The 12,860-nt window shown below is 72.5% G+C and carries 10 protein-coding genes; 1 reads left to right on the top strand and 9 read right to left on the bottom strand.

Annotated elements, in window-relative coordinates; genetic code table 11:
• The first annotated feature begins 243 nt into the window (after nucleotides 1-243).
• On the top strand, nucleotides 244-1,269 hold the full coding sequence (locus OG453_RS40055) for a D-2-hydroxyacid dehydrogenase (RefSeq protein WP_266873637.1): 1,026 nt from the start codon (nucleotides 244-246) through the stop codon (nucleotides 1,267-1,269).
• A 23-nt stretch (nucleotides 1,270-1,292) separates the two neighbouring features.
• Here OG453_RS40055 and OG453_RS40050 read toward each other — a convergent pair whose 3' ends face one another.
• The 9 genes from OG453_RS40050 to OG453_RS40010 all read right to left on the bottom strand — a co-directional run bounded on the left by OG453_RS40050 (nucleotide 1,293) and on the right by OG453_RS40010 (nucleotide 12,664).
• Nucleotides 1,293-2,495, bottom strand: a complete 1,203-nt coding sequence (locus OG453_RS40050; RefSeq protein WP_266873636.1) for a type III PLP-dependent enzyme — start codon at nucleotides 2,493-2,495, stop codon at nucleotides 1,293-1,295.
• Nucleotides 2,492-4,333: an IucA/IucC family siderophore biosynthesis protein gene (locus OG453_RS40045; RefSeq protein ID WP_266873635.1), complete on the bottom strand. Its 1,842-nt coding sequence runs from the start codon at nucleotides 4,331-4,333 to the stop codon at nucleotides 2,492-2,494. Before OG453_RS40045 ends, OG453_RS40050 begins: the two co-directional genes overlap by 4 nt.
• Nucleotides 4,334-4,355: 22 nt before the next feature.
• The gene (locus tag OG453_RS40040) at nucleotides 4,356-5,561 is read right to left on the bottom strand and encodes an MFS transporter (RefSeq protein ID WP_266873634.1); all 1,206 of its coding nucleotides are present in this window, start codon (nucleotides 5,559-5,561) and stop codon (nucleotides 4,356-4,358) included.
• Complete coding sequence (locus OG453_RS40035; RefSeq protein WP_266873633.1) at nucleotides 5,558-7,327, bottom strand: IucA/IucC family protein; 1,770 nt, start codon at nucleotides 7,325-7,327, stop codon at nucleotides 5,558-5,560. Before OG453_RS40035 ends, OG453_RS40040 begins: the two co-directional genes overlap by 4 nt.
• On the bottom strand, nucleotides 7,324-8,514 hold the full coding sequence (locus tag OG453_RS40030) for an acetyl-CoA carboxylase biotin carboxylase subunit family protein (protein ID WP_266873632.1): 1,191 nt from the start codon (nucleotides 8,512-8,514) through the stop codon (nucleotides 7,324-7,326). Before OG453_RS40030 ends, OG453_RS40035 begins: the two co-directional genes overlap by 4 nt.
• Before the next feature lie 122 nt (nucleotides 8,515-8,636).
• On the bottom strand, nucleotides 8,637-9,653 hold the full coding sequence (locus tag OG453_RS40025) for an ABC transporter substrate-binding protein (RefSeq protein ID WP_266873631.1): 1,017 nt from the start codon (nucleotides 9,651-9,653) through the stop codon (nucleotides 8,637-8,639).
• A gap of 73 nt (nucleotides 9,654-9,726) precedes the next feature.
• Complete coding sequence (locus tag OG453_RS40020; RefSeq protein WP_266873630.1) at nucleotides 9,727-10,596, bottom strand: ABC transporter ATP-binding protein; 870 nt, start codon at nucleotides 10,594-10,596, stop codon at nucleotides 9,727-9,729.
• Nucleotides 10,593-11,648, bottom strand: coding sequence for an iron chelate uptake ABC transporter family permease subunit (locus tag OG453_RS40015; protein WP_266873629.1), 1,056 nt, complete (start codon nucleotides 11,646-11,648; stop codon nucleotides 10,593-10,595). The genes OG453_RS40020 and OG453_RS40015 overlap by 4 nt, the downstream gene beginning before the upstream one ends.
• Nucleotides 11,645-12,664, bottom strand: coding sequence for an iron ABC transporter permease (locus OG453_RS40010; protein ID WP_266873628.1), 1,020 nt, complete (start codon nucleotides 12,662-12,664; stop codon nucleotides 11,645-11,647). Before OG453_RS40010 ends, OG453_RS40015 begins: the two co-directional genes overlap by 4 nt.
• Nucleotides 12,665-12,860 lie beyond the last annotated feature (196 nt).

Here is a 12,860-nt window from a genome sequence, read left to right as displayed (position 1 = left end):
CTCCTGAAGATGTGTGGGTGGCCGGACGTGTCGGTGGCCAGATGTGCCGGTGGTCAGATGTGTTCCTTCACCTTCGGGTCGGGCCGTCCCGTCCACAAGTACGCACAAAAAGGTGGGTAGTTACCTTGAGGTAAGTTGGGGGGCGGGCAAGCCCCGGATCCCGGTTGACCACCCTGGAGGGCAAGCCCTAGGTTCGGTGAACGCGCGTTCACCAGCGCTTTCCTTACCACGGGGGTCTCAGGAATGGTTCGTGCACCAGACGTTTCGCAGTACCTCGCGACGCAGGAATCGGAGCAGCCCGACCCGCTCTCCGAACTGCCGCAGGACGCCGCCCTCTACGTCGAGTTGCCGCTCGACGGCGCCGAACAGGAACGGCTCCGTGCCGTCGTTCAGGGACCGGTGTGGTTCGCCGAAGCGGACTCCGGCTCTCCCGATGACGCGCGGGCCCTCGCCACCTCCCACATCGCCCTCGGCAACCCCCGCCCGGAGTGGGTGGCCGAGGCGCCCCGGCTGCGCTGGCTGCAGCTCGCCTCGGTCGGCATCGACGACTACCTCGGCCTCGACTGGCCGGCCCTCGAACGGCGCCTGACCGTCACCAACTTGGGCCGCCTCTTCGCCGACCCCGTCGCCGAGACCTGCCTCGCCGGCATCCTCGCGCTCCACCGCGGCATCGACGTCCTGGCCGGACTGCGCGCCGACGAGTCCTGGGCACGCCACGACGTACGGCCAGGACTGCGCCTGCTCGGCGGCGCCGACGTCCTCATCCTGGGCCGGGGTTCGATCGCCCGGCGCCTCGCGGAACTCCTCGCCCCGTTCGGCTGCGCGGTGTCGCACTTCGCCCGCAGCGACGGCGACCTGCGCACCCGCGAGGAACTCGACGCCCGGCTCCCCGAGTTCGACATCGTCGTCGGGCTCCTTCCGGGTACGGAGCAGACCGCCGACCTCTTCGACGAGCGGCGCATCGGCCTGCTGCGCCCCGGCGCGGTCTTCGTGAACGCCGGCCGCGGCACCCTCGCCGACGAGGAAGCACTGGTCGCCGCCCTCGCCACCGGGCGCCTCGGCGGCGCGGTCCTCGATGTCACCCGTGAAGAGCCGCTCCCCGCCGGGCACCCCCTGTGGAGCTGCCCGAACGTGATCCTCACCCAGCACACCGCGGGCGGCTCACGCGTCGAGTTCCAGCAGGTGCTCGACCTGTTCGCGGACAACTGGCGACGCCTTACCACCGGAGCGCCGCTCCTCAACACCGTCCGGTGGGGCCGGGGTTTCTGAAGTCGCCGTTGCAGGACCGGTGTTCAGAGGAAGTGGAACCCCGGCCGCGGGTGCATGAGGAAGTCGTGGTGCGAGATGTTCCACGCGTACGCACCCGCGAGGGCGAACACCACCCGGTCGCCCGCCCGCAGCCCGGGCGCAGGAACCCGCCGAGCGAGGACGTCCTTGGGCGTGCACAGCTGGCCCGCGAACGTCACCCGGTCCTGCCGCGCCTCGGACCGGGGCCAAGGGTGCGGCCACGGCACGCCCACCGGCAGCACCGCGCAGGGCTGATCGTGGCCCTTGGCCGCGGGGGTGCGCAGATGATGGGTGCCGCCGCGCACCACCGCGAATTCCTCGCCGTGGCTCCGCTTCACGTCCAGGACCTCGGTGGCGTACCAGCCGCAGTACGCGGTCAGCGCGCGCCCCGGCTCGATGCGCAGCGTCAACTCGGGGTGCGCCGCGCAGAGTTCGGCGAGGCCTTGGCCGTAGCCCGCCCAGTCGAAGCGCGCCTCGGCGTCGGCGTAGTCCACGCCCATTCCGCCGCCGACGTTGACCTCGGTGAACCGGATGCCGTGCCGTCGCGCGAGCGCCTGCGACCAGGCGACGATCGACCCGGCCACCGCCAGCTGCTGCGGCGCGTCGAGCCCGCTGGCCAAGTGGGCGTGAACACCGACGAGTTGGAGGCATTCAAGATCGCCGCTCGTGAAGGCGGCCACCGCCTCGTCCGCCTCCGTCGGGTCCAGACCGAAGGGCGTGGGGCGTCCGCCCATCGCCAGTGAACTGCCCGCGAGCGCCTCGGAGTCCAGCGGAAGGTTGAACCGGAGCAGGACGTCGACGCGGTCCCGCGGGGCCACGCGGGCGGCCAGCGCGGCGAGCATCCGCAGTTCGTACGCGCTCTCCACATGGAAGCGCCGCACACCGAGGTCGAGCGCCGCGGCGATCTCGTCCGGGGTCTTGCCGGGGCCGCCGAAGGCCAGCGGGCGCCCGGCCACCGCCTTGGCGACATGGGCGAGTTCGCCGCCCGAGGAGACCTCGTAGCCGTCGACGTACGGCGAGAGCGCGGCCAGGATCTCCGGCTCGGGATTGGCCTTGGCGGCGTAGTAGAGCTCCACCTGCGGGGGCAGCGCCTCGCGTACGGCTGCGGCATGGGCGCTCAGCGCCGCCAAGTCGTACAGATAGGCGGGCAGTTCCCCGGCGGCGAGGGAGAGGGCATGGTCACGTACGGCCGAAGGGGGAGTGGTCATCCGGCGGCGCTCCAGGTGACGTCGGGGCGGGTACCCAGGTCCCGCACGTGCTCGGTGAGCGGAAAGGGAGAGGTGAGGCGGACATAGCCCGCGTCCCGGTCGGCCTTGCGTTCCCAGCGGGTGAGCAGATTGGCCTTGGCGGGCAGCGGCACCCCGGCGAGCAGTGCGCTCAGGCGCGGCGGGCAGCCGTGGGCGGCGGCGAACTCCCGCAGGGTGGCGCGCACTTGGGACCAGAGGGCGGGCTCGGTGTGCGGGTGGAGGTCGGCGAGCGCGGCGAGCAGCTCGGCGACATGGTTGACCAGGAGGCAGTAGACGACGCGGTCCCAGCCGCGCTGCGCGTCGTACGTCATCGGGCCCGCGACCTCGGGCGGCAGTGCCGCCAGGGTGTCGGCGTGCAGCTCGGGCACCAGCTTGGTGCCCTCCAGATCACGGAAGAGCACCTGGGCGGGCATGCCTTCGTCGTCGACGCAGACGAGGACGTTCTGCAGATGCGGTTCGAGGACCAGGCCGTGGTCGAAGTACGCGGCGAGCACGGGCGGCAGCAGGAGCCGCAGGTAGGACTGCCACCACCGCAGGGCACGCTCAGGACCCGCGCCGTCCAGGAGGCGGGAGATGTGTCCTGGCCCCGTCGGATACTCGTCCGCCACCGCCCCGGCGAGCAGCGGAGTCGTCCCCGGAAGCAGCCGCCCGGCGAGCCCCTCGCGGACGATCACCCCGAAGCCTTCCAGGAGGGCGAGGTCGGGGTGCCCGTCCGGGCCCGGCAGCGCGAGGCTGCGGTAGGCCGGCTCGCGGAGCACGGCGCTGCCGGGGAAGCGGACGGCCAGGTCGTCCAGGGCGCCTTCCAGTACGCGGGTGAGCGCGACGGCGCCCGACAGTTCGTAACTGGCGTTCTTGCGCAGGCAGTTGGTGATGCGGACGTTGAGGCTGAACTTGAGGAAGGTGTCACCGTCGTACAGCGTGCGCACCGAAGCGGTGGCCGCGAAAGGGGAGCGGCCGGTCCCCAGGTCGACGACGTCCGCGCGGTCGAGGGCGGCGCGCAGACCCGGGTGGTCCCGCAGCAGGTCGTACTGCCAGGGGTGCACGGGAAGCAGCCGGTAGCCGTCCGGCACGTCGCCGAGGCGGTCGAGCGGAGCGGTGGCGTCCGGCCGCGCCGTCTCCTCGGCGACGAGATGCTCCCGCACGGCGAGGTGGCGCAGCGGGAAGGCGGCCGCGGTCTCGGGAGCGTACGCCGCCCAGTCGGACAGATCGCCGCCGCGGGCCTTGGGCGTGGGGTGGAAGCGGTGGCCGAACAGCAGGGACCGCTCGGAGGCGAGGTAGCCCGCGAGCCACTTCGGGGTCTGGTCGGTGACGGGCGCGGACGCCGGGCGTTCGGCGGCGATCGCGGCGCTGACCCCTTCGTGGCTGGAGGCGATCTGCTCGAGAAACTCCTCGTTGCTCACGCCCGTCCGCAGAAACAGCTCGGCGTGCGTGTACTCGGCGAGGCGCCGCCAGTCCACGTCCACCCAGCGGCCGTCGCGCTGCTCGGTCACCGGTCCGGTGAAGCGGTGGGCGCCGAGCAGCGAGGCACGGCGCAGCGCGACGCGCAGCAGGACCCCGCGCCGGGGCAGCCGGAGCAGGAGGTTGCCGTCGACCACGGCGGTCTGGTGCTCGGGGCCCGAGACCTCGCGCAGCAGACAGTTGAGCAGGGTGTGCGTCACGGCCTGGTCGGCGCCGGGCAGGCCGGTGGGCGCGGCACCGGCGAGCGGGGCGGCGGACGGATCGGGCGACGTCGCGGACTGGGCGGACGCGTCGGGCGACGCGCAGGACTGGGCGGGGAACGTGCCGGTCGGCAAGGACATCAACGACTCCAGCGGATGCGGACTAGCGGCGGAACGTGGCGGGAAAGGCTGCGGCGACCAGGGCCACCAGGGCGATCGCGGTACCGGCAAGGGCCGGCGCGGACGGGCCGAACAGACTGCTGACGGCCACCGCGGCGAGGCCGGCGGCGACCGCGCCGCCTTTGGAGACGAGCTCGAGCGAGCCGAACATCCCGCCGGGCGGGCGCCCTTTGGCGCAGTCGGCGGCCAGCACGGACAGGCTGACCAGGCCCAGCGTGAGGCCGGCGCCGAGCAGCAGCCGCACGCCGACGAAGGCGGGCAGCGAACCGGCGGCGCCGTGCCCGGCGAGACCGAGCGCGACCAGGGCGAAACCGGTCGCGATCCCCGGCCCCGGGCGGCGCTCGACGACCTGGTGCACCCGCATCGCGAACAGCAGATAGCACAGGTGCGGCAGGGCGAAGAGCGCGCCGGAGACGACCGGGGAGACGCCGGGTATTCGGTCCTCGATCAGCGAGATCAGATAGGGGAAGGAGATGACGGTCGAGAAGACGAAGGCGAACTCGAAGCAGTACAGCGCGGCCAGCGGCGCGAGCGGGCCCGTGCCGCCCGGCTCCCCCTCCGCGGCGGCCTCGGGCGCCCGGGTGCCGGGCTCCGGAAGGAGGGCGAGCATCAGCGCGGCGGTCAGTGGCAGGACGGCGAGCAGTGCGTACTGGCGGTGCGGCGAGATCCACGGCGTCAGAGAGCCCACGACGATCGGGGCGAACACCAGCGCCGCCCGGGCCGCGCCCTGCATCAGCGTGAGCGCCTTGGAAAGATGGGCCCCGCTGAGCGCGGCCGCCAGATAGCCGTTGGACGCGGCGAACGTGCCGCCGAGGATGCCCTGAAGCACCAGCGCCGCGGCGAACGCGCCGAGGGAGTCCGCCCAGCCCGCGAGCAGGAACGAGACGGCCAGGCCCAGTTGGGCCCGCAGCAGCAGCCGTTTTCGCCCGAAGCGGTCGGCGGCGCGGCCCCACAGGGGGGCGCCGAGCGCGCCGAAGACGGTCGGTACGACATACAGGAGTCCCGCCCAGCGGGCGGTCGTGTCGCCGAGCCCCGGCAGGATCTCGGTCAGATACGGGGGAAGCCCGAGCGCGGCGAACGACGCCACGAAGTAACAGGCCGCGACGGCGTGCACCTGCCGCCGCCCGAACTCCGCCCCCACCGTCGGGCCGTCCGAGAGCGGGTGCGGGGATGAGGCGGTGGCCGTCACGAAGTCCCCGTCCGCAGCAGGTAGTTGGGCCCTGTCGTGTAGTGCTTGTTGATGTCGGCGGCCCCGGAGCGCTCCTTGCTGAGCAGGGTGCCGGCGGTGACCATCGCCTTGACCGGAAGCTCCGGCGCGTCCAGGACGTGGGCGCGCAGCAGGGTGCCGGGTTCGCCGGGGCCCGTGCCGAGCCGCTCGGCCGCTTCCGCGAGCCGGTCGCGCACCAGGCGCAGCAGCCGCTCCAGCGGGGCGTGCCCGTGCCGGGCGAGTCCGAAGGCGTACGAGCCCGCGCAGAGGTGGACGGTGATGGTGGTGAACAGATCGAGCACGGGCCGGTCCCCGTCGACGAAGATGCGAGCGTCGTCGAACTCCCCCGGATCGGGAGCCTGTTCACCCATCACGGACCGCAGGCGTGCGTGGTGGACACGCGGCCCGTCGTTGTCCTTGAGGAGCAGCCGCAGCCGAGGCCCACCGGTCGACGCGTCGATGACCAGTGAGATGTTCTGCTGGTGCGATTCGAGGGCGATCCCGTACGCGAAGAGCGTGGTCTGCCAGTCGAAGAGGAGGGTGAGCACGGCGTCGATGAGGGCGAGGGGGTCGCCGCCGTAGAACCGCTCGGCGAGCTGGTCGATCAGCAGCGGGCCGCCGGGTGCCGGACACAGCAGCGCGGCCATCGGCACGACGACGGCGTCGTCGAGTCCGGACGGGAAGCGGCGCACAAGCACGGCGAGCAGTTCGTGCCCGGCGTGGGCGTACCGCGTCTCGTCGGCGTGCAGGACCGCGCCCTGGAAGCGGGGCTCGCGGGCGATGACGGCCTCGGCGAGCCGCTGGCCCGCCGCGCCGTCGACCAGGGTTCCCGGCTTGATGGTGCGACGGTTGCGCAGCCCCAACGTGGCGGTGGCGAGCGGCAGTTTGAGGTGCCGCGCCGGATCCGCCGTGAGGGCGACGGTCCGCATGGACAGCGTCGGTACGACCTCGGGTCCTGGTCCGTCGAGGAGCTTCGCCCGTCCTTCGAGCCCCGCATCGCGCAGCGCCTGCCGCAGGGGTTCGCCCACGGTCAAGGGATGCACGGGAAAGACGTAATGGCTCCCTTCGAGCTCCGGCGCGCCCGCTTTGGCAGGGGACGGCCACGGGTCGTCGGTGCCGCCGCCCACGGTGACGTCCTCGCGCGGCAGGGCCAGCTGGCTCAACGTAAAACTGGGCCCGAATTCTGGGGCGTACGACCGGAGTTGGCCGACGGAGAGCCCCGAACGGCCCCGCGAGGTCGGATACACGGGGTGGTCCGAGCGCGCGGCGAGCGTGTCGAACCCGAGGCCGCCCGCGAGCCCCGTCCAGGCGGCGGGATCACCGCCGTACCGGTAGACGAGCGCGGTGTCGATCTCGTCGCGGGTCTCCGCGTGCAGCCGCAGGGCGTCGAGAGCCTGCCCGCACTCCTCGGCGAAGGCTGCGAACCCGGCACGGTCGACGGGCTCGGCGAGCTCGCCGAGCGCGCCGAGGATCGACTCCGCGTTGTCGAGCGCGATGCCGTCGGACTCGCGCAGGAGCAGCGGGAGCCGGGCGGCGTACGCACTCTGGAAGCCGTCCTCGTGGACCGCCATCAGCAGGGCGTCGCCGGCGCGGTGCCCGAGGCGCAGCCACTCCCCGTCCGCTCGCCGCACGGGCTCGCTCCGGGTCCGCCACCCCACCACGTCCTCCCGAAGGAGCGCGCTCAGGACGCGCAGCAGGAGTTCGGCCTCGACCCCGGCGACCGGCGCGAGGCCCGTGGGGCGCGTCACGGGGTGATCTCCCAGCGCTGTGCGGCGACGAAATCGGCGACCGCCCGGTCCACCGTGTTCTGGTCGGTGCCGATGGCGCGCACGACGCCGAGGAGGTCGCGGTTGGTGCCCTGGATCTCGTGCCGCTCGCCGATCCCGCGCAGCGGACGGTACGTCAGGCGCACCCCGTCCAGATCGATGTCGGCCGCCTCGGGGGCCGCCGTCAGCGTCCCGGACCGCTGGGCGCAGGGATAGTCGAGGACCGCCCGGCCGTCGGTCCGCGCGCCGAGATCAGCGGGGAGCGGCTCGCCCAGATGCGTACGGAGGATGTGCTCGAAGAGCGGGATGCCCAGCAGCTGCGCGAGGAGCAGATCGCACTGGTCACCGATGGCGCGGTAGTTGACCTCGATGAGCCGCGCCCGGCCGTCCGCGACCACGAACTCCGTGTGGCAGGCGCCGAACCCCACGCCCAGCGCGTCCAGTTGGGCGAGCACCTGGGTGACCACCGGCTCCGGATGCGCGGGCTCGAAGGCGAGCCGCTCCTCGATGAAGTACGGCGGTGGCGACAGCCGCGTCCGGAAGCCGCCGAGGACATGGCGCCGCAGGCCGTCGCCGAGCGTCTCCAGGGTGCACAGCTCTCCGGCGAGGAACTCCTCGACGACGATCGCCGTGTCCGGGCGCCGGGCCTGGATCTCCGCGCACCGCTTCAGGAGCTGCGCCGGCTCCTCGACGAGGACCACGTCCTCGCTCGCCACTCCCTCACGGGGCTTGACCACGCAGGGGTAGGGCACGTCGAGGTCGGCGAGTCCGGCCGGATCCTGCCCGGCGGCGAGCTCCGTCGACCACACCGCGTCGACGCCCGTGGCGGTGAGATGGCGGCGCATCTGCGCCTTGTCCTTGGCGCGCAGCGTCACCCGCCAGTCCTTGCCGGGCAGCCCGAAGTACTCGGCGGCCAGGGCGGTCTGGGTCTGGAGGTGGTCGCTGTTGCTGAAGATCGCGTCGGGGGAGTGATGCGTCGAGATCCGGCTGACGACGGCGCGGAAGTCGCGTACGTCGCACTCCAGGATCTCCAGGTCCGGGTGCCCGCTCCGATGGGAGCCGGGCTGGTCGGTGAGGAGCGTGATGTCGAGACCGAGCCGGCGCGCGGCGGGCAGGAAGCCTTCGGTGACCGAGTCGGTGGGGTTGCGGGCAAGGACGTACAGCCGCATGGGCGAGTCCACTTCCGGGTGTGCACAAAGACGCGTGGCGTGGGTGCGTGTGAGGTGGGGGGATGGTGGGGCGGACCGTCGGACGGTGGGGTCGTCGGGAGGGTCCGCCCCGTGACGCCTGCCTACTTCTTGGGCAGTTCGGCGCCGGTGGCCTTCGCGACGTCCTCAAGGACGTGCTCCGCGGCCTGGACGCCGATGCCCGACATCCACGTCTCGTCCGGGACGGTGAAGACCTTGTCCTGCTTGACGGCCTTCAGGTCCTTCCAGACGGGGTTGGACGTGACGTCCTTCTGCTGGGTCTTGTCCGGCTCGTCGGCGACGGTCACGAAGATCAGGTCGGCCTCGGCCTTGTCGATCTGCTCGGGGCTGACGTCCAGCATCGGCTTCTCGGGGTCGGCCGAGTTCTGCGAGGCCGGGCGGGTCAGGCCGATGTCGTCGAGCACGATGCCGCTGTACGAGGACTTCTGGTAGAGCCGGGTCGGGCCCGCGATGAAGCGGACGACCGAGGCCGACGGCATCTTGCCCTTGTACTTCTTCTTGATGGACTCGCCGAGGGCCTTGGCGCGCGACTCGTAGCCCGCCATCGCGGTGTCGGCCTGCTTCTCCTTGCCGAGCGCCTTGGCGTGGACCTTCAGGTTCTCCTTCCAGGGAGCACCGGTGGTCTCGGTGAAGACGGTCGGGGCGATGGCCTTGAGCTTGTCGTAGACCTTCTCGTGCCGGACCTTGGAGGACAGGATCAGATCGGGCTTGAGCGAGGCGATCAGCTCCAGGTTCGGCTCCTCCATCGGGCCGACGTCCTTCACTCCGCCGATCTTGTCCTTGAGGTACGAGGGGAAGCCGCCCGCGGTCTTGAAGTGCGGGGAGACCGCGCCGACCGGCTTGATGCCGAGCAGCGTGACGTCGTCGAGCTCGCCGGTGTCCAGGACGACGACCTTCCGCGGGGCGGCGGGAATCTCGGTGCTGCCCATCGCGTGCTTGATGGTGCGCGGGAAACCGGCGTCGGCGGCGGCGTCCGACTTGCCCTTGTCGTCCTTCTCGGAGTCACCGCCGCACGCGGCGAGGGTGCCGGTGCCGAGGACGACGGTGAGCAGGACGGCACTGAGCCTGCGCAGACCGCGCGGGACGGTACTGGTGTTCATGAGGGTGGTTTCCCTTGCTGTGAGCGGAAATGGGGACGGGACTCAAGAGGCGGTGGGGCGCCGGAGCGGGTGATCAGGCGGGGACGGCCGGATCACCCGACGTGTGACGGGCGGCCCTGCCCTTCGGAACGACCAGCGGGGTGCCGGTCTCCGGGTCGGGGATGACCCGGCAGTCGACGTCGAACACGTCCTTGACGAGGTCGGCGTCGAGTACGTCGGCGGGCCTGCCCGCGGCGGCCAGCTGCCCGTCCTTGAGGACGACCAGATGGTCCGCGTACCGGGCGGCCTGCCCGAGGTCGTGCAGCACCATCACCACGGTGCGGCCCGCCTCGGCGTGCAGATCGGCCACCAGATCGAGTACGTCGAGCTGGTGCCGCAGATCGAGGAAGGTGGTCGGCTCGTCAAGGAGAAGCAGTTCGGTGTCCTGGGCGAGCGCGAGGGCGATCCAGGCGCGCTGGCGCTGGCCGCCGGAGAGCCGGTCCACCGACTGGTCGCGGAGCTCGGCGGTGCCGGTGCGCTCCAAGGCCGCGTCCACCGCCGCCTGGTCGGCCTTGGACCAGGGGCTGAGGAAGGTCTGGTGCGGGTAGCGGCCCAGGCGTACGAGCGCTTCGACGGTGATGGCGTCGGGCGTGACCGGCTGCTGCGGCAGCAGGCCCATCCGGCGGGCAAGGGCACGCGCCGACATGCGGTGGATGTCCGCGCCGTCCAGGGCCACGCTGCCGCCGGCCGGGGCGAGCAGGCGGGTGAGGCCCCTGAGCAGCGTCGACTTGCCGCAGGCGTTGGGGCCGACGATGGCGGTGACGGCGCCGCCCGGCAGCGTCACGTCGAGGCCGCCGACGATGACCTTCTCGCCGTAGCGCAGGTCGAGCCCGTGCGTGGAGAGCTGGTTGGCGGGGGACGCGCCGGCGGGGGACTTCTGCGTGGACGTCTGGGTGGGGCTCATGCGGCACTCCGGTTGACGGGCCTGCTCTGGCGGATCATCAGGACTAGGAGCCAGGGGGCGCCGAGCGTCGCGGTGACGACACCGACCGGAAGCCCGGACACCGGCAGCAGGTGCTGCACCAACAGGTCCGACGCGAGCAGCAGGACGGCGCCCGCGAGACCCGTCAGCGCGAGCGTCCCCGGCGTCGGCGGGCCCGCGACGAACCGCACCAGATGCGGCACCGCGAGCGCGACGAACGCCACGGGGCCGGTGAGCGCGGCGGCAAGCGAGGCCAGGACGATGGCGGTGACCAGGAGTTGGAGCCGCGCGGTGGAGGGGTTCAGGCCGAGCCCGCCCGCCGACTCGTCGCCCAGATCCAGGACGGCGAGCCGCCGCTGCAGGGCGAACGCGGCGAGCAGAGCGAGCGCCACCGCGCCTCCCGCTGCGCCGACTTCGGTCCAGGTGCGCCCGTAGAGGGAGCCGGTGGTCCACTGCAGTGCGGAGCTCGCGAGCTCGGCGGGGAAGCGGACGACCATGAGGTTCACCGCGGCGGCCAGACCTGCCTGGACGGCGAGGCCGACGAGCACGAGCCGCGTGACGGTGAGCCCCGAGCGCCAGCCGAACACCCCGAGCAGCAGCGCGGCGAGCAGCCCGCCGCCGAGCGCGGCCACCGGGATCAGCGTCTGCGACGCCCCGGTGGCGAGCAGCACCACGGCGCCGAAGGAGGCACCGCCGGTCACGCCCATTACGTCGGGCGACGCGAGGGGGTTGCGGAACACGCGTTGCAGCAGCGACCCGGCGATGCCGAGCCCGACACCGGCGATGACCGCGGCGGTCATCCGGGGCGCCCGGAAGTCCTGTACGACGAGGACATCGCCGGGGTCGCCGAGACCGACCAGGCCGCGCAGCGCGACGGAGGCGGAAAGAGGAATCTGCCCGGTCGTCAGGGCGAGCGTGACCAGGACGAAGAGGAGGGCGACGGCGCAGAGGGCGAGCAGCGCGACGCGGCGGCGCTGCCGGGCGCGCGCCCCGGTCGGCGCGGCCTTGACCTCACGTACGGCGAGGGCGGTCATCGGGCCACCTTCCGGGCGAGGACCGCGAGGAGCGGTGCGCCGAGGAAGGCGCTGACGATGCCGACCTCCAGTTCGGAGGGGCGCACGACGACCCGGCCGAGCACATCGGCGGCCAGGAGCAGCAGGGGTCCTGCGATCAGACAGCCCGGTACGAGCAGCCGGTGGTCGGAGCCGACCGCGAGCCGCACCAGGTGCGGGGCGGCGAGCCCGATGAAGGCCACGGGCCCGGCGATCGCGACCGCCGAACCGGCGAGCAGCACGACCGCGATCCCGCCGGTCACCCGGATCCTGGCCACCGGCACGCCGAGCGCCTGCGCCGAATCGTCGCCCAGGGCGAGGGCGTTGAGGGCGGGCGAGATCGCGAGGGCCACGACCAGGCCGATGACGAGGGTGGGAAGCACCGGCCAGAGCACGTCGAGGGTGCGCCCGGAAAGGGACCCCGCGAGCCAGAAGCGGGCCTCGTCCAGGGTGCGTTCGCTGGCCAGCATCACGGCCTGCGTCCAGGACAGGAGCACCATCTGCAGCACCACGCCGCCGAGGGCGAGCCGCACCGGGTCGAGATCGCCGGCGCGGCGGGCCAGAAGCTGGGCGAGCATCCCGGCCCCGGCGGCTCCGGCGAAGGCGAACCAGAGGTACTCGATGGGCTGGGTGAGATGGAGGGTGTAGATGGCGACGACCACCGCGAAGCCCGCGCCCGCGTTGATGCCGAGGGTGGTCGGCGAGGCGAGCGGGTTGCGGGTGATGCCCTGGGCGACCGCTCCTGCCACGCCGAGTGCGGCGCCGACGGCGAGCGCCACGACGGTGCGCGGCAGCCGCAGCCCCGTTACCACGATCGCGTCCCGCCCCTGGGCGTCGCCGAAGAGGGCGTCGGCCACCGTGGACAGCGGCACCGGGCGTGACCCCAGGGCCAGGCTCAGCGCGGCGCACAGCACCAACGCGCCGAATCCGGCGAGGAGTAGGGGGATCCGCCGTGCGGAGAGACCGCCCGGTGGGGCGGCCTGATCGATCTTGGACACGAGGGAGGAGTTTAGGTTAGGCATACCTAAAGCTGTCAACCGGCTGTGAGTGAAGGGTCACGTGTGGCGGTGACGGTGTGCGGCGCGCCCTCCCGAAGAGGCGCGACGGCGAGAAATAAGGTAAGCCTTACTTTGTCGCGGTGGATGGTTCCGCCGACGGACGACCGATCAACCTGCCCTGCCCACCGAGGAGTAC

The sequence above is a fragment of the Streptomyces sp. NBC_01381 genome, from assembly GCF_026340305.1.
Taxonomy (GTDB): Bacteria; Actinomycetota; Actinomycetes; order Streptomycetales; family Streptomycetaceae; genus Streptomyces.
Note: the sequence above shows the minus strand (reverse complement) of the source record. Positions and strands in the feature narration are given on the sequence as shown.

Bases quoted from the DNA above. Each gene is read 5' to 3' on its own strand.
- OG453_RS40015 (WP_266873629.1), bottom strand. From the start codon at position 11,648: ATGACCGCCCTCGCCGTACGTGAGGTCAAGGCCGCGCCGACCGGGGCG.
- OG453_RS40050 (WP_266873636.1), bottom strand. From the start codon at position 2,495: ATGACCACTCCCCCTTCGGCCGTACGTGACCATGCCCTCTCCCTCGCC.
- OG453_RS40045 (WP_266873635.1), bottom strand. From the start codon at position 4,333: ATGTCCTTGCCGACCGGCACGTTCCCCGCCCAGTCCTGCGCGTCGCCC.
- OG453_RS40030 (WP_266873632.1), bottom strand. From the start codon at position 8,514: ATGCGGCTGTACGTCCTTGCCCGCAACCCCACCGACTCGGTCACCGAA.
- OG453_RS40025 (WP_266873631.1), bottom strand. From the start codon at position 9,653: ATGAACACCAGTACCGTCCCGCGCGGTCTGCGCAGGCTCAGTGCCGTC.
- OG453_RS40020 (WP_266873630.1), bottom strand. From the start codon at position 10,596: ATGAGCCCCACCCAGACGTCCACGCAGAAGTCCCCCGCCGGCGCGTCC.
- OG453_RS40055 (WP_266873637.1), top strand. From the start codon at position 244: ATGGTTCGTGCACCAGACGTTTCGCAGTACCTCGCGACGCAGGAATCG.